General features: G+C 67.8%; 17 protein-coding genes and 3 pseudogenes. 14 read left to right on the forward strand and 6 right to left on the reverse strand.

Translation table 11 applies throughout. The annotated features are described in order from the left end of the window. The 5 genes from SLINC_RS32170 (at position 1) to SLINC_RS32190 (ending at position 4,933) form a co-directional block, all read left to right on the forward strand. Positions 1-363 (forward strand): YraN family protein, encoded by a 363-nt coding sequence (locus tag SLINC_RS32170; RefSeq protein WP_067440459.1) that lies wholly within the window; start codon positions 1-3, stop codon positions 361-363. Between the two features lies 1 nt (position 364). Then, positions 365-1,990 (forward strand): YifB family Mg chelatase-like AAA ATPase, encoded by a 1,626-nt coding sequence (locus tag SLINC_RS32175; protein ID WP_067440462.1) that lies wholly within the window; start codon positions 365-367, stop codon positions 1,988-1,990. Next, positions 1,987-3,147: a DNA-processing protein DprA gene (gene dprA / locus SLINC_RS32180; RefSeq protein WP_067440465.1), complete on the forward strand. Its 1,161-nt coding sequence runs from the start codon at positions 1,987-1,989 to the stop codon at positions 3,145-3,147. Before SLINC_RS32175 ends, dprA begins: the two co-directional genes overlap by 4 nt. 291 nt (positions 3,148-3,438) lie before the next feature. Next, a complete protein-coding gene (gene whiG / locus SLINC_RS32185; RefSeq protein ID WP_067440468.1) occupies positions 3,439-4,281 on the forward strand; it encodes an RNA polymerase sigma factor WhiG in 843 nt (280 codons plus the stop codon). Between the two features lie 94 nt (positions 4,282-4,375). Next, positions 4,376-4,933, forward strand: a complete 558-nt coding sequence (locus tag SLINC_RS32190) for a TetR/AcrR family transcriptional regulator (RefSeq protein WP_067440471.1) — start codon at positions 4,376-4,378, stop codon at positions 4,931-4,933. Positions 4,934-4,959: 26 nt separating this feature from the next. Here the strand turns inward: SLINC_RS32190 and SLINC_RS32195 are convergent, their stop codons facing one another. After that, entirely contained in the window at positions 4,960-5,562 is a 603-nt protein-coding gene (locus SLINC_RS32195) for a M23 family metallopeptidase (protein WP_067440474.1), read from the reverse strand. Between the two features lie 282 nt (positions 5,563-5,844). On the opposite strand from SLINC_RS32195, the gene rpsB reads away from it, so the two are divergent. From rpsB to SLINC_RS32225, 6 genes are all read left to right on the forward strand, one after another. Further along, positions 5,845-6,801, forward strand: a complete 957-nt coding sequence (gene rpsB, locus SLINC_RS32200) for a 30S ribosomal protein S2 (protein ID WP_067440477.1) — start codon at positions 5,845-5,847, stop codon at positions 6,799-6,801. Between the two features lie 97 nt (positions 6,802-6,898). Next, positions 6,899-7,735: a translation elongation factor Ts gene (gene tsf, locus SLINC_RS32205; protein ID WP_067440480.1), complete on the forward strand. Its 837-nt coding sequence runs from the start codon at positions 6,899-6,901 to the stop codon at positions 7,733-7,735. A 189-nt stretch (positions 7,736-7,924) separates the two neighbouring features. Next, on the forward strand, positions 7,925-8,683 hold the full coding sequence (gene pyrH / locus SLINC_RS32210) for a UMP kinase (RefSeq protein ID WP_067440483.1): 759 nt from the start codon (positions 7,925-7,927) through the stop codon (positions 8,681-8,683). Positions 8,684-8,813: 130 nt separating this feature from the next. Then, the gene (gene frr, locus SLINC_RS32215) at positions 8,814-9,371 is read left to right on the forward strand and encodes a ribosome recycling factor (protein ID WP_067445923.1); all 558 of its coding nucleotides are present in this window, start codon (positions 8,814-8,816) and stop codon (positions 9,369-9,371) included. Between the two features lie 128 nt (positions 9,372-9,499). Continuing rightward, entirely contained in the window at positions 9,500-10,534 is a 1,035-nt protein-coding gene (locus SLINC_RS32220; protein WP_375141502.1) for a phosphatidate cytidylyltransferase, read from the forward strand. Between the two features lie 261 nt (positions 10,535-10,795). Then, positions 10,796-11,245 carry an SRPBCC family protein gene (locus tag SLINC_RS32225; RefSeq protein WP_067440489.1) on the forward strand — a complete coding sequence of 150 codons (450 nt, stop codon included), beginning with the start codon at positions 10,796-10,798 and terminating at the stop codon, positions 11,243-11,245. Positions 11,246-11,727: 482 nt separating this feature from the next. Here the strand turns inward: SLINC_RS32225 and SLINC_RS48170 are convergent, their stop codons facing one another. Next, positions 11,728-11,916: a hypothetical protein gene (locus SLINC_RS48170; protein WP_152038981.1), complete on the reverse strand. Its 189-nt coding sequence runs from the start codon at positions 11,914-11,916 to the stop codon at positions 11,728-11,730. 208 nt (positions 11,917-12,124) lie between these two features. Beyond that, positions 12,125-13,040, reverse strand: a pseudogene (locus SLINC_RS49560) (tyrosine-type recombinase/integrase); the annotation flags it as partial. A 14-nt stretch (positions 13,041-13,054) separates the two neighbouring features. Between SLINC_RS49560 and SLINC_RS32230 the strand changes: the two are divergent. Beyond that, positions 13,055-13,315, forward strand: coding sequence for a hypothetical protein (locus SLINC_RS32230; protein WP_225988300.1), 261 nt, complete (start codon positions 13,055-13,057; stop codon positions 13,313-13,315). 28 nt (positions 13,316-13,343) lie between these two features. Further along, positions 13,344-13,817: pseudogene (locus SLINC_RS32235) on the forward strand (NUDIX domain-containing protein). Here SLINC_RS32235 and SLINC_RS32240 read toward each other — a convergent pair. The 3 genes and pseudogenes from SLINC_RS32240 to SLINC_RS46455 form a co-directional block, all read right to left on the reverse strand. Next, a pseudogene (locus SLINC_RS32240) lies at positions 13,805-14,375 on the reverse strand (HD domain-containing protein). The pseudogenes SLINC_RS32235 and SLINC_RS32240 sit on opposite strands and share 13 nt — an antisense overlap. Beyond that, positions 14,372-14,839, reverse strand: coding sequence for a GntR family transcriptional regulator (locus tag SLINC_RS32245; RefSeq protein ID WP_067440492.1), 468 nt, complete (start codon positions 14,837-14,839; stop codon positions 14,372-14,374). The pseudogene SLINC_RS32240 and the gene SLINC_RS32245 overlap by 4 nt, the downstream one beginning before the upstream one ends. Before the next feature lie 182 nt (positions 14,840-15,021). After that, positions 15,022-16,869 carry a pentapeptide repeat-containing protein gene (locus SLINC_RS46455; protein ID WP_159425378.1) on the reverse strand — a complete coding sequence of 616 codons (1,848 nt, stop codon included), beginning with the start codon at positions 16,867-16,869 and terminating at the stop codon, positions 15,022-15,024. A 395-nt stretch (positions 16,870-17,264) separates the two neighbouring features. Between SLINC_RS46455 and rlmN the strand changes: the two genes are divergently transcribed. Beyond that, positions 17,265-18,371, forward strand: a complete 1,107-nt coding sequence (gene rlmN, locus SLINC_RS32250; protein WP_067440495.1) for a dual-specificity RNA methyltransferase RlmN — start codon at positions 17,265-17,267, stop codon at positions 18,369-18,371. The last annotated feature ends 107 nt before the right edge of the window (positions 18,372-18,478 follow it).

Below are 18,478 nucleotides of genomic sequence, written 5' to 3' on the forward strand. Positions count from 1 at the left end.
ATGAACGCACGAAGCGCACTCGGCAAGTACGGCGAGACCCTGGCCGCGCGGCGGCTGGTCGAGGCCGGTATGACGGTCCTGGAGCGCAACTGGCGCTGCGGCAGGACGGGCGAGATCGACATCGTGGCCCGGGACGGCGACGTCCTGGTCGTCTGCGAGGTCAAGACACGGCGCGCGGGTCCCTTCGAGCACCCGATGGCCGCCGTGACCCCGGAGAAGGCCGAACGCCTGCGGGGCCTCGCCGAACGCTGGATCCACGCCCACGGAGGCGCACCGCCGGGAGGCGTCCGCATCGACCTGGTCGGCGTCGTGCTGCCCAGCCGCGGCGCGCCCCTCGTCGAGCACGCGCGGGGGGTGGCCTGACATGGGGTTCGCACGTACCTGCTCCGTCGCGCTCGTCGGCGTCGAGGGCGTGGTGGTCGAGGTCCAGGCCGACCTCGAACCGGGGGTCGCGGCGTTCACGCTGGTCGGGCTGCCGGACAAGAGCCTGACGGAGAGCCGGGACCGGGTTCGGGCGGCGGTGGTGAACTCCGGGGCGGAGTGGCCGCAGAAGAAGCTGACCGTGGGACTCAGCCCGGCGTCCGTGCCCAAGGCGGGCTCCGGATTCGATCTCGCCGTCGCGTGTGCGGTGCTCGGCGCCGCCGAGCGGATCGATCCCCGGGTGCTCGCCGACATCGTGATGATCGGGGAGCTGGGCCTGGACGGACGGGTGCGGCCGGTCCGGGGCATCCTGCCGGCCGTGCTCGCCGCGGCGGACTCCGGATACGAACAGGTGGTTGTCCCCGAGTGCGCCGCCGCCGAGGCCTCGTTGGTGCCGGGTGTGTCCGTGCTGGGGGTCCGCAGCCTGCGCCAGCTCATCGCTGTCCTCGCGGACGAACCCGTGCCCGAGGAGGAGCCGGAGGACGCGAGCCGTCCCGCCCCGCTCCTCGCCGGCCTGCGCGTGCCGGGGACGGGCGCGGCCACCGGGATGCACAGCATGGGAGCCGCCCAGCTCGACCACGGCCACGACCTCTCCGACGTCGTCGGCCAGATCTCCGCTCGTACGGCGGTGGAGGTCTCCGCGGCGGGCGGGCACCACCTGTTCCTGGAAGGGCCCCCGGGCGCCGGGAAGACGATGCTGGCGGAGCGCCTGCCCGCCATCCTGCCCAGGCTCAGCCGGCAGGAGTCGCTGGAGGTCACCGCGGTGCACTCGGTGGCGGGCCTGCTGCCTCCGGGCAAGCCGCTGATCGACGTCGCCCCGTACTGCGCGCCGCACCACTCGGCGACGATGCAGGCGCTGGTCGGCGGCGGCCAGGGCATCGCACGGCCCGGTGCGGTCTCGCTCTCCCATCGGGGGGTTCTCTTCCTGGACGAGACCCCCGAGTTCAACAGCCAGGCCCTGGACGCCCTGCGACAACCCCTGGAGGCGGGGCACGTGGTGATCGCGCGCAGTGCGGGCGTCGTGCGCTTCCCGGCGAGGTTCCTGATGGTGCTCGCGGCCAATCCCTGCCCGTGCGGCCGCTTCTCCGTCGCCAACGACCTGTGCGAGTGCCCGCCCTCGGCGATCCGGCGCTACCAGGCCAGGCTGTCCGGCCCGCTCCTCGACCGGGTCGACCTCCGGGTCGAGGTGGACCGCGTCACACGCGCCGAACTGACGGGACGCGCGGCTCGCGGGGAGTCCACGGCGACGGTGGCCGACCGGGTGCGGGAGGCCAGGGCACGGGCGGCGGCCCGGCTGGAGGGGACTCCGTGGCGCAGCAACAGCGAGGTGCCCGGCCGTGAGCTGCGCAGTCGGTGGCACTCCGTGTCCGGGGCCATGGACGAGGCGGAGCGGAACCTGGAGCGGGGCGTGCTGACCGCCCGGGGGATCGACCGGGTCCTGCGGGTGGCCTGGACCGTCGCCGACCTCGTCGGCCACGACCGCCCGGACGCGACGGACGTGGCCCTCGCCCTGCAACTGCGCACGGGGGTGCCGCGCGGTGTCCCCATGGCCATCGGGGCGCTGACATGAGCGTCGACGACGCTCCGGACACCGAAGCGCTCGGGCGGGTCTTCCTCGCTCGGGTGATCGAGCCCGGTGACGAGGTCGCCGGGCGCTGGGTGCGCGAGTTCGGGGTGGGGGAGGTGGTGCGGAGGCTCCGGGCGGGCGAGGACGCTCTGCCAGGGGTGAGCGGACAGCGGTGGGCCGGACTGGTGGCCCGGGCCGGGCGGGCCGAGCCGGAGCGGGATCTCGCCGAGGCGCGGGACGCCGGGGTGCGGTTCGTGGCGCCCGGGGACGGCGAGTGGCCGGGGCAGCTCGACGATCTGGGGGACGCGCGTCCCCTGGGGCTGTGGGTGCGGGGCCGGGCCAGTCTGCGGATGTGGGCGCTGCGGTCGGTGGCCGTCGTGGGCGCCCGCGCCTGCACCGAGTACGGCGCCCACATGGCGGCCACCCTCGCCGCCGGCCTCGCCGAGCGCGGCTGGGTCGTGGTGTCCGGCGGTGCCTACGGGGTCGACGGCGCGGCCCATCGCGGTGCCCTCGGGGCCGGCGGCGCCACCGTCGCCGTCCTCGCCTGCGGTGTCGACCGGCCCTACCCGCGCGGACACACGCAGTTGATCACCAGGATCGCGGAACAGGGGCTGGTGGTGGGGGAGTTGCCGCCCGGCGACCATCCGACGCCCAGCAGATTCGTGCTGCGCAACCGAGTGATCGCGGCGCTCACCCGGGGCACCGTGGTCGTCGAGGCGGCCCACAGGAGCGGTTCGCTCGTCACGGCACGGGCGGCACAGCGGTTGGGCCGTCACACGATAGGGGTGCCCGGGCCGGCCACCAGTGGACTGTCGGCAGGTGTGCACGAACTCCTGCGGCAGGACGCGGTGCTGGTCACCGACGCCGCCGACGTCGTCGAACTGGTCGGCGACATGGGGGAACTGGCCCCGGACCGCCGTGGGCCCGTGCTCCCCCGCGACCTGCTGGACGCACCCGCCCGACGGGTCCTGGCCGCGCTGCCCGGCCCTCGGGCGGCGACCGTGGAGGAGATCGCGCGCGGTGCGCTCACCACCCCGGACGACGCGATCGCGAGGCTGTACGAACTCCGATCGCTTGGTTACGTCGAACGACACGGCGACGGCTGGAAGTTGACACGCCAGGCGATGATCTCCGTACGGGGAGGTCGACGTGAGTGTTGACCGGGGGTGTTCCGCCGTCCGGGGGAACCCTGACGCCCTTGTGAATTACCGCAGTTGGCGCGATTGAGCCATCACGCGGAGCGAGGGACACGACTCGGTGGAGCGGTCAGCGGAACGTATCTGCGCATCGGTCGGGGCCCCTTCTTCGCTCACCGCGACACTCCAGTCACGCTACGCTCACGAAGATTCCGACGCGGACCACCAACTCGGCATCGAACCGACAGCTCACCCAGGCAGCACCGCTCCACGGCAATTCACGGCACTTCACGGCAGAACGGCACAAGGCGACGAATGCCCCAGCACACCTCCGGGTCCGACCGGGCGGCGATCCCTCCAGCTGCCCGCGAGGGTGGCAGCGTGCGGCCGCCCGCTCCTTCGACGCTCGACGAGCTGTGGCGGTCGTACAAGTCGACGGGGGACGAGCGGCTGCGCGAGCAGCTGATCCTGCACTACTCACCGCTCGTGAAGTACGTGGCGGGACGCGTCAGCGTCGGGCTGCCGCCCAATGTGGAACAGGCCGACTTCGTCTCGTCGGGGGTGTTCGGGCTGATCGACGCGATCGAGAAGTTCGACATCGACCGGGAGATCAAGTTCGAGACCTACGCGATCACCCGGATCCGGGGCGCGATGATCGACGAGCTGCGGGCGCTGGACTGGATCCCGCGGTCGGTACGGCAGAAGGCCCGCAACGTCGAGCGGGCGTACGCGACGCTGGAGGCGAAGCTCAGGCGGACCCCGAGCGAGGGTGAGGTGGCCGCCGAGATGGGCATCGCGGTGGACGACCTGCACGCCGTCTTCAGCCAGTTGTCGCTGGCCAACGTGGTGGCCCTGGAGGAACTGCTGCACGCCGGCGGTGAGGGCGGCGACCGGCTGAGCCTCATGGACACGCTGGAGGACACCGCCGCCGACAACCCCGTCGAGGTGGCCGAGGACCGGGAGCTCAGGCGGTTCCTGGCACGGGCGATCAACACGCTTCCCGAGCGGGAGAAGACCGTCGTGACGCTGTACTACTACGAGGGACTCACGCTCGCCGAGATCGGGAACGTGCTGGGTGTCACCGAGAGTCGGGTCAGTCAGATCCACACCAAATCCGTGCTCCAGTTGCGGGCGAAACTGGCGAGCTTTGGTCGGTGACCTGGCCGAATGAAGTCCGGTGGGGTGCAGTGACTCCCGTCCGGGGTGGTCCGTCCGTAGAGTGTTTGACGTGCCAAGGATTCGAGCGGCCTCCGTGGCCGAGCACCGGTCGATGCAGCGAGCCGCCCTGCTGGACGCGGCTCGTTCCCTGCTGTCCGAGGGCGGGACGGAGGCGCTGACCTTCCCCGCCCTCGCCGAGCGGACGGGTCTCGCGCGCTCGTCCGTGTACGAGTACTTCCGATCGCGGGCCGCCGTGGTCGAGGAACTGTGCGAGGTCGACTTCCCGGTCTGGGTGGCGGAGGTCGAGGCGGCGATGGCCGCGGCCCAGGGGCCGGAGGCCAAGGTCGAGGCGTATGTGCGCCAGCAGCTGACGCTGGTCGGGGACCGGCGGCACCGGGCCGTGGTGGCGATCTCCGCGAGTGAGCTGGACGCGGGCGCCAGGGAGAAGATCCGGGCGGCGCACGGCGGGCTCGTCGCGATGATCGTCGAGGCGCTCGGGGACATGGGGCACGGGCAGCCCCGGATGGCGGCGATGCTGCTGCAAGGGGTCGTGGACGCGGCTGTGCGGCGGATCGAGCTGGGGGCCGCGGAGGAGCCGTCCGTGATCGTCGAGGCCGCGGTTTCCATGGTGCTGCGAGGGGTTCGGGGCTGAGGGGCGGCCGGGCACGGCCATCGCGGCTACGGCAGAGGAACCCCCAGCACCGGCAGCAGCCTCGATGGGCCCCGGTGCAGCAGCCAGGGCGGCAGCAGGGACAGCGGGTCCAGATAGGCGTCGCCTCTCAGCAGGCCCCAGTGCACGCAGGTGGCCGTGCAGTGTGAGCCCGTCGGCTCGACCGTTCCGATCACCTGGCCCGCGGTCACCTCGTCGCCCTTCTTCACCGACGCCCCCACCGGTTCGTACGTCGTGCGCAGGTCCGTGCCCGTCAGGGCCACCGAGACGACCCCCTTGCCCGCCACCCGGCCCGCGAAGGACACCCGGCCCGGGGCCACCGCCCGTACCGGAGCGCCGGCGGGGGCTGCCAGGTCGACGCCCCGGTGGCCCCGGGCGTAGGTCGTCGCCGGGGGTTCCCAGCCCCGCAGGACCGGTGGGCGGGTACCGACGGGCCAGGCGCGGCCGACTGCCGGCACGGAGGTGTCCGTGGCCGTCGGGCCGAGGAACAGGGGCTCGGCGCCCGGCCGGGGCGCACTGATCAGCACCGTCAGCAGGAACAGCAGGAACAGCAGGCCCAGGCCCAGCCCCGGACCGCACCGTTTCGCTCGTACTCCTCGCATCGATCGCATCGCTCGCATGCCAGAACCGTCCCTCGTCGCACCCGATCCGGGCCGGGGCCTGTGGACAACTCCCCGGTTGTGGACAGCGGCGTCACCCGGTGCCTCGCGGGTCCCGTACACTTCTTCTGGCGATCCGGGTCACCGGGTCGACTTCGCACGCCCCGACATCACGCCGTCTCGCGGTCGATGTCAGCGCCTCTCGGTCCCTAGCGGCAAGGCGCGCAGTGGGCGTCAGGCGCGGGAGCCATCCGGCACCCGCGGCACAACCGAGAACAATCAAGGAGAACGGCCATGGCCGTCGTCACGATGCGGGAGCTGCTGGAAAGCGGCGTCCACTTCGGTCACCAGACCCGTCGTTGGAACCCGAAGATGAAGCGCTTCATCTTCACGGAGCGCAACGGCATCTACATCATCGACCTGCTCCAGTCGCTGTCGTACATCGACCGCGCCTACGAGTTCGTCAAGGAGACCGTCGCCCACGGCGGCACGGTCATGTTCGTCGGCACGAAGAAGCAGGCGCAGGAGGCGATCGCCGAGCAGGCGACCCGCGTCGGCATGCCCTTCGTCAACCAGCGCTGGCTGGGCGGCATGCTCACCAACTTCTCGACCGTCTACAAGCGTCTGCAGCGCCTCAAGGAGCTTGAGCAGATCGACTTCGAGGACGTCGCCGCGTCGGGTCTCACCAAGAAGGAGCTTCTCGTGCTCTCGCGCGAGAAGGCCAAGCTGGAGAAGACCCTCGGTGGTATCCGCGAGATGTCCAAGGTTCCCAGCGCCGTCTGGATCGTGGACACCAAGAAGGAGCACATCGCGGTCGGTGAGGCCCGGAAGCTCAACATCCCGGTCGTCGCCATCCTCGACACCAACTGCGACCCCGACGAGGTCGACTACAAGATCCCGGGCAACGACGACGCGATCCGCTCCGTCACGCTGCTCACCCGTGTGATCGCGGACGCGGTCGCCGAGGGCCTCATCTCCCGCTCCGGTGTCGCCACCGAGGGCAAGGGCGACAAGGCCGCGGGCGAGCCGCTGGCCGCGTGGGAGCGCGACCTGCTCGAGGGCGAGAAGAAGGCCGACGAGGCCGAGGCCCCCGCCGCTGCCGAGGCGCCTGCCGCTGAGGCCGCCGCCGAGGCTCCTGCCGAGGCCGCTGCTGAGGCCCCCGCCGAGGCTCCTGCCGAGGTTGCTGCCGAGGCCCCCGCCGCCGAGGCTCCGGCCGCTGAGGCCCCCGCCGCGGACGCCGAGCAGGCCTGACCCCTCATCACCTTCGGGTTCTGGACGGCGGGGGCCCACGAAGCCCCCGCCGTCCGGCGCCCGTAGATCTTCAGACTTCGAGAGAGATTCCAGAATCATGGCGAACTACACCGCCGCCGACGTCAAGAAGCTCCGGGAGCTCACCGGCGCCGGCATGATGGACTGCAAGAAGGCGCTGGACGAGGCCGAGGGCAACGTCGACAAGGCCGTCGAGGCGCTCCGTATCAAGGGCCAGAAGGGCGTCGCCAAGCGCGAGGGCCGCTCCGCCGAGAACGGCGCCGTGGTCTCCGTCATCGCCGACGACAACACCTCCGGTGTCATCGTCGAGCTGAAGTGCGAGACGGACTTCGTCGCCAAGGGTGACAAGTTCCAGGCCGCTGCCGCCCAGATCGCGCAGCACGTCGCCGCGACCTCCCCGGCCGACCTCGACGCCCTGCTCGCCTCCGAGATCGAGGCCGGCAAGACCGTCCAGGCGTTCGTGGACGAGGCCAACGCCAACCTCGGCGAGAAGATCGTCCTGGACCGCTTCGCGCAGTTCGCCGACGGCTTCGTGTACGCCTACATGCACCGCACCATGCCCGACCTGCCCCCGCAGATCGGTGTCCTGGTCGAGCTGGACAAGGCCGACGCCGACCTCGCCAAGGGTGTCGCCCAGCACATCGCCGCCTTCGCGCCGAAGTACCTCGCCAAGGAGGACGTGCCGGCCGAGGTCGTCGAGTCCGAGCGTCGTATCGCCGAGGAGACCACCCGCGCCGAGGGCAAGCCCGAGGCCGCGATCGCCAAGATCGTCGAGGGTCGCGTCAACGGCTTCTTCAAGGACGCCACGCTGCTCGGCCAGCCGTACGCGCTCGACCCCAAGAAGTCGGTCCAGAAGGTTCTGGACGAGGCGGGTGTCACCCTGAAGCGCTTCTCGCGCATCAAGGTCGGCATCTGAGTCCGTGCCGCGATCGGCGCGCGACCCCGATAGGGTCGGGTGCAGTCGTCCGGTACGCCGTCACGCGCGCGCGTGACGGACGACAGCAGATCTGACGAGGAGGCCATTGCCGCGCATGGGTTGCGACCGACACCCCACCGGCAGTGGCCTTCTTCGTATGTGCACCACGTGAAAGAGGCGGGATCCTCCATGACCACCAAGCCCCAGAAGAGCGACGACGGCAAAGTACGCGGCCGGTTTCTGCTGAAGCTGTCCGGAGAGGCATTCGCCGGTGGCGGGGGTCTCGGTGTCGACCCCGACGTGGTGCACAAGATCGCGCGAGAGATCGCGGCCGTCGTGCGCGACGGCGCCCAGATCGCGGTCGTCATCGGCGGCGGCAACTTCTTCCGTGGTGCCGAGCTCCAGCAGCGCGGCATGGACCGGGCCCGCTCGGACTACATGGGCATGCTCGGCACCGTGATGAACTGCCTCGCCCTCCAGGACTTCCTGGAGAAGGAGGGCATCGACAGCCGGGTGCAGACCGCCATCACCATGGGCCAGGTCGCCGAGCCGTACATCCCGCTGCGGGCCGTGCGCCACCTGGAGAAGGGCCGTGTGGTCATCTTCGGCGCCGGTATGGGCATGCCGTACTTCTCCACCGACACCACCGCCGCCCAGCGCGCCCTGGAGATCGACGCCGAGGCGCTGCTGATGGGCAAGAACGGCGTGGACGGGGTCTACGACTCCGACCCGAAGGCCAACCCGGACGCGGTCAAGTTCGATGCCCTCGGCTACGGCGAGGTCATCACCCGCGACCTCAAGGTCGCCGACGCCACCGCCGTCACGCTGTGCCGCGACAACAAGCTCCCGATCGTGGTCTTCGAGCTTCTGACGGAGGGCAATATCGCGCGCGCCGTCAAGGGTGAGAAGATCGGCACGCTTGTGGGTGACCAAGTCAGCCAGGGCTGATGACCCTGACCGGGGGATGGACAATGTTCTGCCGGTCGGGAACCGTGCAGGAAGAAGACGCGACGCAGCCGGCCGCCGCCCCACCAAGGAACCGCAGCCGGGCCTCACTCAAGACACGCAGGAGCAAGTGGTGATCGAAGAGACCCTCCTCGAGGCCGAGGAGAAGATGGAGAAGGCCGTCGTGGTCGCCAAGGAGGACTTCGCCGCGATCCGCACCGGCCGTGCGCACCCGGCGATGTTCAACAAGATCGTGGCCGACTACTACGGTGCGCCGACGCCGATCAACCAGCTGGCTTCGTTCTCCGTGCCGGAGCCGCGCATGGCCGTGGTGACCCCGTTCGACAAGAGCGCGCTGCGCAACATCGAGCAGGCGATCCGCGACTCCGACCTGGGCGTCAACCCCAGCAACGACGGCAACATCATCCGGGTGGTGTTCCCCGAGCTCACCGAGGAGCGCCGCCGCGACTACATCAAGGTCGCCAAGGCCAAGGCCGAGGACGCGCGCGTGTCCATCCGCTCGGTCCGCCGCAAGGCCAAGGACGCGATCGACAAGCTGGTCAAGGACGGCGAGATCGGTGAGGACGAGGGCCGCCGTGCGGAGAAGGAACTCGACGACGCGACGCACAAGTACGTCGCTCAGGTGGACGAGCTCCTGAAGCACAAGGAAGCGGAGCTTCTCGAGGTCTGATGAACGACTCTTCCTGGGGGGCGCCGCCACAATCCGGGTACTGGGGGCCGTCCGACCAGGGGCCTGTCCAGGGGGCTGCCCCGGCGGGTCCCGCGTACGATGCGCCCAAGGCGCAGCAGACTCGCCCCATGCCCATCGTGCCCGACGGACCCGCCGTACCCCGATACGGCGACGACCAGGATGACGACCGGGGGGCCGCTCGGCTGAGCGGCCCCTTGTTCCGAGACGACACGTTCAGAGACGACACGTTCCGCAACGACACCCCGTCGGCGCAGCCCCGTGCGGCGGCGCCGCAGAATCCGGAGCCCATGCCCGACGCCTCGCAGCCGGCGTCCGCGCCGCAGAAGAAGAGCGCGGGCCGTGATCTGGGTGCGGCCATAGGGGTCGGTGTCGGGCTCGGTGCGGTGATCGTCGCTTCGCTCTTCGTCGTCAAGGCCGCGTTCGTCGGCGTGATAACGGTCGCCGTCGTGGTGGGCCTGTGGGAGCTGACCAAGCGGCTGGAGGAGCGCAAGGGCATCCGGGCGCCGCTCGTGCCGTTGGCGCTCGGCGGTGCGGCGATGATCGTCGCCGGGTACGTCCGGGGGGCCGAGGGCGCGTGGGTCGCCATGGCGCTCACGGCGCTCGGGGTGCTGGTCTGGCGGATGACGGAACCGCCGGAGGGCTATCTCAAGGACGTCACGGCGGGTGTCTTCGCCGCCTTCTACGTCCCGTTCCTGGCCACCTTCGTCGCCATGATGCTCACCGCCGACGACGGGGCGAGCCGCGTTCTGACGTTCCTGCTCCTCACGGTCGTGAGCGACACGGGCGCGTACGCCGTCGGCTGGCGCTTCGGCAAGCACAAGCTCGCTCCGCGCATCAGCCCCGGCAAGACCCGTGAGGGGCTGCTCGGCGCGGTGTCGTTCGCCATGGTGGCGGGCGCGCTGTGCATGGAGTTCCTGATCGACGACGGCACGTGGTGGCAGGGCCTGCTCCTGGGCCTCGCGGTCGCGGCCAGCGCCACGCTCGGTGACCTCGGCGAGTCGATGATCAAGCGGGACCTGGGCATCAAGGACATGGGCACCCTGCTTCCCGGCCACGGCGGCATCATGGACCGGCTGGACTCGTTGTTGCCTACGGCGCCTGTGGTGTGGCTGTTGCTTGTGGTCTTTGTTGGTTCCGGTTGACGGGGCCACGGCGCCGCGCCGCGGTAGCGGCACATGGATACGGCATGGACCGGCTGGACTCGTTGTTGCCTACGGCGCCTGTGGTGTGGCTGCTGCTGGTGCTCTTCGTGGGATCCGGCTGACCGGTCCCGGACACGGTGTGTGCGGCCCCCGTCCTGGTGCAGGGCGGGGGCTCGTTGCCGTGGCTCTCCGGGCGGTCCGGTGGGACGATTTCCCTGGAGACCCTCGCAGGGGGGATCACCCTGGAAGGGGGCGGGCTTCATGTCCGACTTCCGTGAATCGATCGACATCGACCGCAGCCCCGAGGACGTCTGGGACTACGTCGTCGACTTCTCCCACCTTCCCGACTGGCAGGCGAGCGCGGTCTCGGCGCAGTCGCTCACCGAAGGGCCGGTCGGCGTCGGGTCCCGGGTGCGTGTCGTCCGGCACATCGGCCGCCGGGAGATCCCGATGACCATGGAGTACACCGAGTACGACCCGCCGCACGCCTGGGCTCTCCAGGGCGTCGACGGCCCCATCCGCGGTCACGTCCACGGCGAGATCGACCCCATCGACGACGGCCGCCACTCCCGGCTCACCATCGAGCTGGACTTCGAGGGCAAGGGCATCGGCAAGGTCCTGCTGCCCCTCGTCGTCCGCCCCCAGATCCGCAAGGAGCTGCCGCACAACGAGCGGACACTGAAGGAGCGGCTGGAACACGGGGTGGCGTAGACCCCGCGCCGCCGTGGTCGCGGGGCTGTTCTGAGCCGGACGGGGCATCCGTGTGGATCTGCGACACTGGTACAGCCATGCCTAAGCCCGGAGAACTGGCAGCGGTTTCCATGCGGCAGGCTTCCTACCTGCAGGAATGGCAGGGACGAAGCTGTCGGGATTGGCTCCTGGGCCGTCCCTGGGCCGTCAATCGCTCGCGGCATTGGCGAAACGACATACTGAACGCGATCGCCGACATCGCTTCAGATCTCCCAGCAAAGTTTGGGTGGTACCACTTTGAAAAGTGTCGACTGACCAAACTCGGAACTTTGATGAGACACGAGATTTGCGAACCACCTACCAGTTTTCGTACGTGCCGCTAGGGTGGTACCACCAACGCATCTAAGGATGCGTTTGGGTGGGGCCAAAGTTGCCTTCCGGGCAGCGGCCTCGAACGTGAGTGGGGTCCCCGCTGCCGACTTAGCCTCAGGGACCCCGGTGGACTACTGGCCGTGCAGAAGTCGGGTCAGGAGTGCCGCGATGGTGGCTGCTACCACCGCCACGAGCACTTCCCAGCCCATCCGCTTCGCACGGCCGTAGTTCTGACCGGCACGTGCGAGCGTGAGCCATCTCCTGACCCACTCGGCGACCGCTGACCGCAGTGCCGCAGCGCGGCGCCATGGAGTGGTCATGTCGTTCTCCTTCCGAACAACGAGCCTGCGCCGACCACCCGAGCGGATGTCGGTGCGAGCACGGCTCAATCGCCCGCAGGACGGAAGGAGTTCCGACAAACAGCGTCCGCACTGAGTAAATCGGAACTGCAAGCGCTGCGTGGGCGGAACCCTGAAATCCGGCGAACTCCGTTCTGCTGTCCCGCGCATGAGTTCGGGAGGAGCGGAATTAGCGGTTGCCGGTCGTGCGCAGAGCAGCGTCGACGGCCTTTCGGGTCCGCTCCTGGCTGGAAGGCATCAGGTGTGCGTACACCCGCAGTGTCAGCGCCGGATCGGTGTGCCCCAGGTATTGGCTGACGGCCTTGACGTTCCCCCCCCAGCGTCCAGCCGAACTGACGCGTAGAAGTGCCTCAGCGCGTGCATGCCGTGCTCGCGCGCCGACTCGTACTTACCGTCGCTTCCGGCATCCGAAATGAGGCCAGCCACCGCCAGCGCAGGCTTCCACTCCTGGATGTTGAAGTTGCTGCGCCACACGGCCCCGCTCGCGGCGTTCGTGAACAGGAGGCGGCCGACACTTTCGGCCCGTCCGGCTTCCGCCACGGCAGCGTGATCTCAACCGGTTTGCAGACGTCCATGTGGGCGCGAAGGGCCACCGCGACCGATGACGGCAGCGGTACATCCCGCTCTTTGTTGCACTTCGGCGGGGCGAACACGGCTTTCCCTCGGATGAGCTTCACCTGTCGGACCACCCGCAGGATGCCGCCCTCGAAGTCGAGCGCGTCCTCAGCGAGTCCCACAATTTCGCCCTGTCGGAGTCCGCATCCCGCTCCCGTGTCCACCATGGTCCGATACCGCTCGGGGAGCGCCGCGCGGACCGCGTGCACCTGGGTAGGCAGCCATGGCGTGACGCGGCGCTGCTCGGCCGCCGGCGGACGGACGGACTTCGCGGCGCACGGGTTCCGGGGCAACAGGCCGTCGTCCACGGCCGCGCTCAGCACAGCACGAACGTCGCCGTAGATGTTGCGCGCGTACGCGCCGCTCACCGCGGGGTCGGCCTCCAGAGCGCTCGTGAGTTCGCGGATGTGCTCGGGTCGGAACGAGTCCAGCGGTCGGGTGCCGACGACGGGGAACGCGTGCAGGCGCAGCAGACCACCGCATCATGGACGGCAAGATCCGCAATGCCCTGATGAACTACCGCCCGCTCTTCACCAGTCACCCCGAGATCGGGTTCCGGTTGCATGACGCGACCCTCTACAACTCGCTCTTCCGGGCGGATGACGAGATGTTGGTGAACACCCATGTTTACGGCATCGGCGCGTACCTGGCCCCCGTCCTGCATCTGCGCCGACTGCCTGGGGGAGGGCTCTTCGACACCTATGCGAATAGCATCGAACAGACCTGGGAGGCGCGCGCCAGGTGACGGACCACGACATCACGGGAGCTTGAGCATGGGCCGCATCGACTACCTTCACGACAGCGACGCCCCGCCGGCCAACTCGGTCGTGCCATCCGTCGTGGCGTTCGTCCAGAACGACGTCGGGCAAGTGCTCATGATCCAGCGCTAGGACAACGGCCGGTGGGCACTGCCCGGCGGCGGACACGATGTCGGCGAGTCCATCAGCGACACCGTCGTGCGTGAGGTCTGGGAAGAGACCGGTATCAAGGCCGAGGTCATCGACATGTCCGGGATCTACACCGACCCCGGGCACGTGATGCTCTACGACGACGGCGAGGCGCGCCAGCAGTTCACTATCTGCTTCCGTGCGCGGCCGGTCGGTGGCGACGTCCGCACGAGCAACGAGACGACACAGGTCCGCTGGGTTGCCCCGGCGGACCTGTCGGAACTCGACATCCACGCGACCATGCGGCTCAGAATCGAGCACGCGATGGACCGGACGCGGTCGGTGCCCTACATCGGCTGACGCTTGGCGTCGGCGACCCGCTCAAGCACGCGCGCCGTGCTTGCAAGGATCTCCGGCTCAGCGCGGCGGATGAACGTACCGATGAGGCTTTCCGGCCCGTAGCGTCCCGCGATCTCGTTCACTCGGTCCACGGGGTTCGTAAGCGTGCCGTCCGGCGTCGTGTTCATGTCGCAGTAGCAGAGCGCGTCATTGAGGTCTGCGCTCTCTCGCGGGAACTCGCCCTCCAGCTCTTCGCGGAGTCCTCGCGCTTCCATCCATCCATGCGCACGAGTGGTGCGCCACCAGGTGCACAAGCCGCTCGTCGGCGCGAGCCACGTCCCGGAGGTACCGGGCCCCGTCCAGCGGGTGGAAGCCGGTCTTCGCGAGATCGGGCGAGTAGCCGATGTCATGCAGCACCGCGGCTGCCTCCGGCAGCTCGGCGTCGGCACCGAGGATGGGCGCGATGGTCCGTGCCCTCTCTGCCACCCCCACCGAGTGCTTCCACCTGCGAGGCAGCGGGTCAGCGAGCAACGATTCAGCGAGAGGGTATGCCCACTCGACCAGTCCCGTGGTGCTCAAGGTGAGGAACGCTCCTCTCGGTCTGGCAGCGCCAGCACCGTCCGTGGTTTCCCTTGATGACTTGCCGAAAGCAGTCCGGCAGCTTCCAGCTTGTCCAGGGCCTTGCTCACCGTGGGCCGCGAGCTGTCGAACCGCACGGCCAGCGCGGAAGCGCTGGGGAACAGCGCTCCGACCTCAAGTCCGTCAGTCGTGATCACTTCGGCGATCCGGTGCGCCAGGGGACGGCGGTCCTCTCGCCGGTCCGACCTGATCACTCTCCACCGACCACCGGGCACCGGCTCTGCGATCCCCTGCTCCTGGAGGGCGTCGAACGTCCGAAGCGCGACGCCCCGCGAGACTCCGTGATCACGCATGAGCTCTGCGGCTGACGGCAACTCCGTCATCTCGGGGTCCGACTCGATCTTGGCTCGCACTGCATCCGCGATCTTCAGGAAGGTCCCCCGAGGGCTCACCTGCTGTGACACTCACTCTCCCTCTCCGCCCAGCCTCGTCAGGGTTAAGCCTCCCACGATGACGGCATGCTGCCGATGGCCTGTGACTAGTCGCTGTTCATGGCTCTGTGAGCGTCCTGGGGTTGGTTCTCAACCGTGGGGGCATGACGTTGAGGCCTCGTGTTTCGTCAGGTGGTCAGCTCCAGAACCTTCCGTCATCGCTTCACCCGCCCACGAACGGCAAGCACAGCGAGACCGAGGAGAATCGGTTCGGAGAAGCGGGAGGCCATTTCAATGTAGTCGCCAGTGGTAGTGAGGTCCTGACCGCTTGAGCGGAAAACTACTGAATTGAGGGTGACCTTTAGTGATTTCTCGAACCGTTCGGAAGTGAACCGTTCGCTGCTAGGGTTCTTCGGATCTGTTTTGTCGATTTCGAAAGTGACTTTCCCCCCGCTCGACGGGACTATGCCGACAGCCTCCTGTTTTGGCGATTCTTGGGGCAATCCAAATGCCATCATGAGTAAAATTGTGGTCAGCATCGCTAGGATGAGCCACCCTAGCGCGCGCGACGCACGTAGCCCGTAACCTGATAGAAGCCAGTACAGTTGCAACAGCCAACGCTCAGATGTACTCCATTTGCGACTGAGGCGTCTCATCTCCATTTCCCCATAATAGAAGTCTGCGGCGCCGGGCTCATCCTTTGCGTCCTCACGTGACTTCCGTAGTTGCCGATAGATCATTGCTAATGCGTCGTACTGAGGAACGACTCTATCTATGGGCCCGTCGCCCCAGATGCGGTGGGATGTGCTTCTGCCTGAAAAGGCACGCCGGCGTCGCTCCTCTTCGATGACTTGGCGGCTCGTGTGACGAAACGGCGGCATCATGGAGAAGCGGCGAGGGCTCCGATTGAAATACCAGCGGCCTTCAAGGCGTAGTTGGTCGAGATGGATTGCTCCACTGAAGGTGCAGTCCGTAAGTGAAAGGCTCGCGACTGTCAACATTGCACAGTCGACACCTCTGAGTGACGTCAGCGAAGCGATTGATGTAATGGAGCCAGTTCTGAAGTCTATGGTCGAAGGTGCGCCAATGACGTCGACTGGCTGATTGAGGACCGCATGTGTCAGGTCTATGCTGGCCCGCGCCACTTGGACTGAGGCGTGCGCACCGAACAGGGTGTGCCGCATACGTACCCTGCTCGCATCTACGATGAGTAGGACTGGATGCTCGAAATGCGTGTTCGATAGATCTAAAAGTTGTTCACAGTAGATTGGGCCGAACCTCGAAATCTCTACGAATCGTGCACCATCGAAAATTGCATCAGTACTCGCTTTGACATCCCGGAAGTCGGCAGTGCTTGGGAACTCTGATTCGTTGAACTCAACGACATCATTGAAGGTGGCGCCCTTGAATATGGCGGCATTCTGGAAAGTTGCCCTATGGAAGGATGCTTCTGTGGAAAATTTCGCACCCCCGAAGAGGGCCCAATCCAGGAATTGAACCCCGTCGAAGTTCGCCTTCTTGAAGTGTGTGTCTTGGAAAAAGGCGTCTTTGGTGAACGTTGCGTTTTCGAAGTTTGCCCAGTCCGAGAATTCTACCCCGTCAAATAAGGCGCTCTCGTGGAACTTGACTTGGTCAAACATTGCCGAATCCCTGAAGTGGGCTGCGGTGAAATCGACGCCCCCGAGGAACTCGACGTCGTCGAACACGGCCATTCCCTCAAACTCTGAGGCGGCAAACGAGATGTGGCTACGGAAGGCTCCCGTCATCCTTATGGCGTTGCCGGTGAACTTGCAGTGATGGAAGCTAGCTTCGGTGTTGCCCATGCTGAGAACGGCAGAGATATGCCGGAAAAGATCCGGATCAATCGTCGTTCCTTGATAGCTCACCCTGGGTCGTTCGTGCATGGAATTGAAATGCCTGCCGCGTTCGATTTCTGAAAGATGCGAAAGGCATTTCGTGTAAGGCTCGACAACCTCGCCTCGGCACGGAGAATTGCTGTCCGCGTTTTCTTCAGTTTGGGAACACTCGGTCCATTGGCGAGACGGCGGCGCGGGGTCGGTCATTCTCCACCGGTACCGTACTTGTGGTGCGTCTGTCCGTGACATTGCAATTTTGTGAGCGAACGGGGAGCTCGGCAGGTCATCGGCCTCCACGAAGTCCGGCTCGTCATGGCTTGGCCTTTGCGAATCTCGTGCCTCTTCAGGTCCTCCCCACGAGGCCCTCAGGTCGGGTAGCCCGCAGGTCAGAGGGGAGTGGATCGGTGAGGCCGGTACAGCGGATCCCCGGGTACCGGGTGCGAGATTCTCAGGTCCAGCGTCGTCCCAGGTCACCCGCCTGTTGCCGGGCCGTCTGTGGGCCGTCCGAGGGGGGCGACGACGACCAACAACGACGGTCAATGACCACCTCCGGAGCCGACGGCCGCAGGTCACACCATTCGATCTGCGACACTGGTCTAGCCATGCCTAAGCCCGGAGAACTCACCTTTGTCGCGCCGCGCGGAGTCCAGAAGCCGCCGCGGCACCTTGCCGATCTCACGCCTGCCGAGCGCAAGGAGGCGGTGGCCGAGATCGGGGAGAAGCCGTTTCGTGCCAAGCAGCTCTCGCAGCACTACTTCGCGCGGTACGCGCACGACCCGGCGGAGTGGACCGACATCCCGGCCGGTTCGAGAGGCAAGCTCCAGGAGGCGCTGCTTCCCGAGCTGATGACCGTCGTACGGCATCTGTCGACCGATGAGGGCACCACCCGCAAGACGCTGTGGCGGATGTTCGACGGGACGCTGGTCGAGTCGGTGCTCATGCGGTACCCGGACCGGGTGACCATGTGCATCAGCTCGCAGGCGGGATGCGGGATGAACTGCCCGTTCTGCGCGACCGGACAGGCGGGGCTGGACCGGAACCTGTCGACGGCCGAGATCGTGCACCAGATCGTGGACGGGATGCGGGCGCTCAGGGACGGGGAGGTCCCCGGTGGGCCCGCCCGGCTCTCCAACATCGTCTTCATGGGGATGGGCGAGCCGCTCGCCAACTACAAGCGGGTCGTCGGTGCCGTCAGGGCGCTCACCGACCCCGCGCCCGACGGACTCGGGCTCTCGCAGCGCGGGATCACCGTCTCGACGGTCGGACTGGTCCCGGCGATCCACCGGTTCGCCGACGAGGGCTTCAAGTGCCGGCTCGCGATCTCGCTGCATGCCCCCGACGACGAGCTGCGCGACACCCTCGTCCCCGTGAACACGCGGTGGAAGGTGCGCGAGGTGCTCGACGCCGGCTTCGAGTACGTGGAGAAGTCGGGGCGCCGGCTGTCCATCGAGTACGCGCTGATCCGCGACATCAACGACCAGGCCTGGCGGGGCGACCGGCTCGGACGGCTGCTCAAGGGCAGGCCCGTGCACGTCAACCTCATCCCGCTGAACCCGACCCCGGGCTCGAAGTGGACCGCCTCCCGCCCCGAGGACGAGAAGGCGTTCGTCGAGGCCATCGCCGCCCATGGTGTGCCGGTGACGATCCGGGACACCCGTGGTCAGGAGATCGACGGGGCGTGTGGTCAGCTGGCGGCCACCGAGCGGTAATCTTCACCTGTACGAACATCTTCATATCCGACAGGGGAGCGCCACAGCGCTGAGAGTGCGGCAGGAGCCGCAGACCCTCTGAACCTCGCCCAGGTCATTCTGGGTAG

It is taken from the genome of Streptomyces lincolnensis, from assembly GCF_001685355.1.
GTDB classification, from domain to species: domain Bacteria; phylum Actinomycetota; class Actinomycetes; order Streptomycetales; family Streptomycetaceae; genus Streptomyces; species Streptomyces lincolnensis.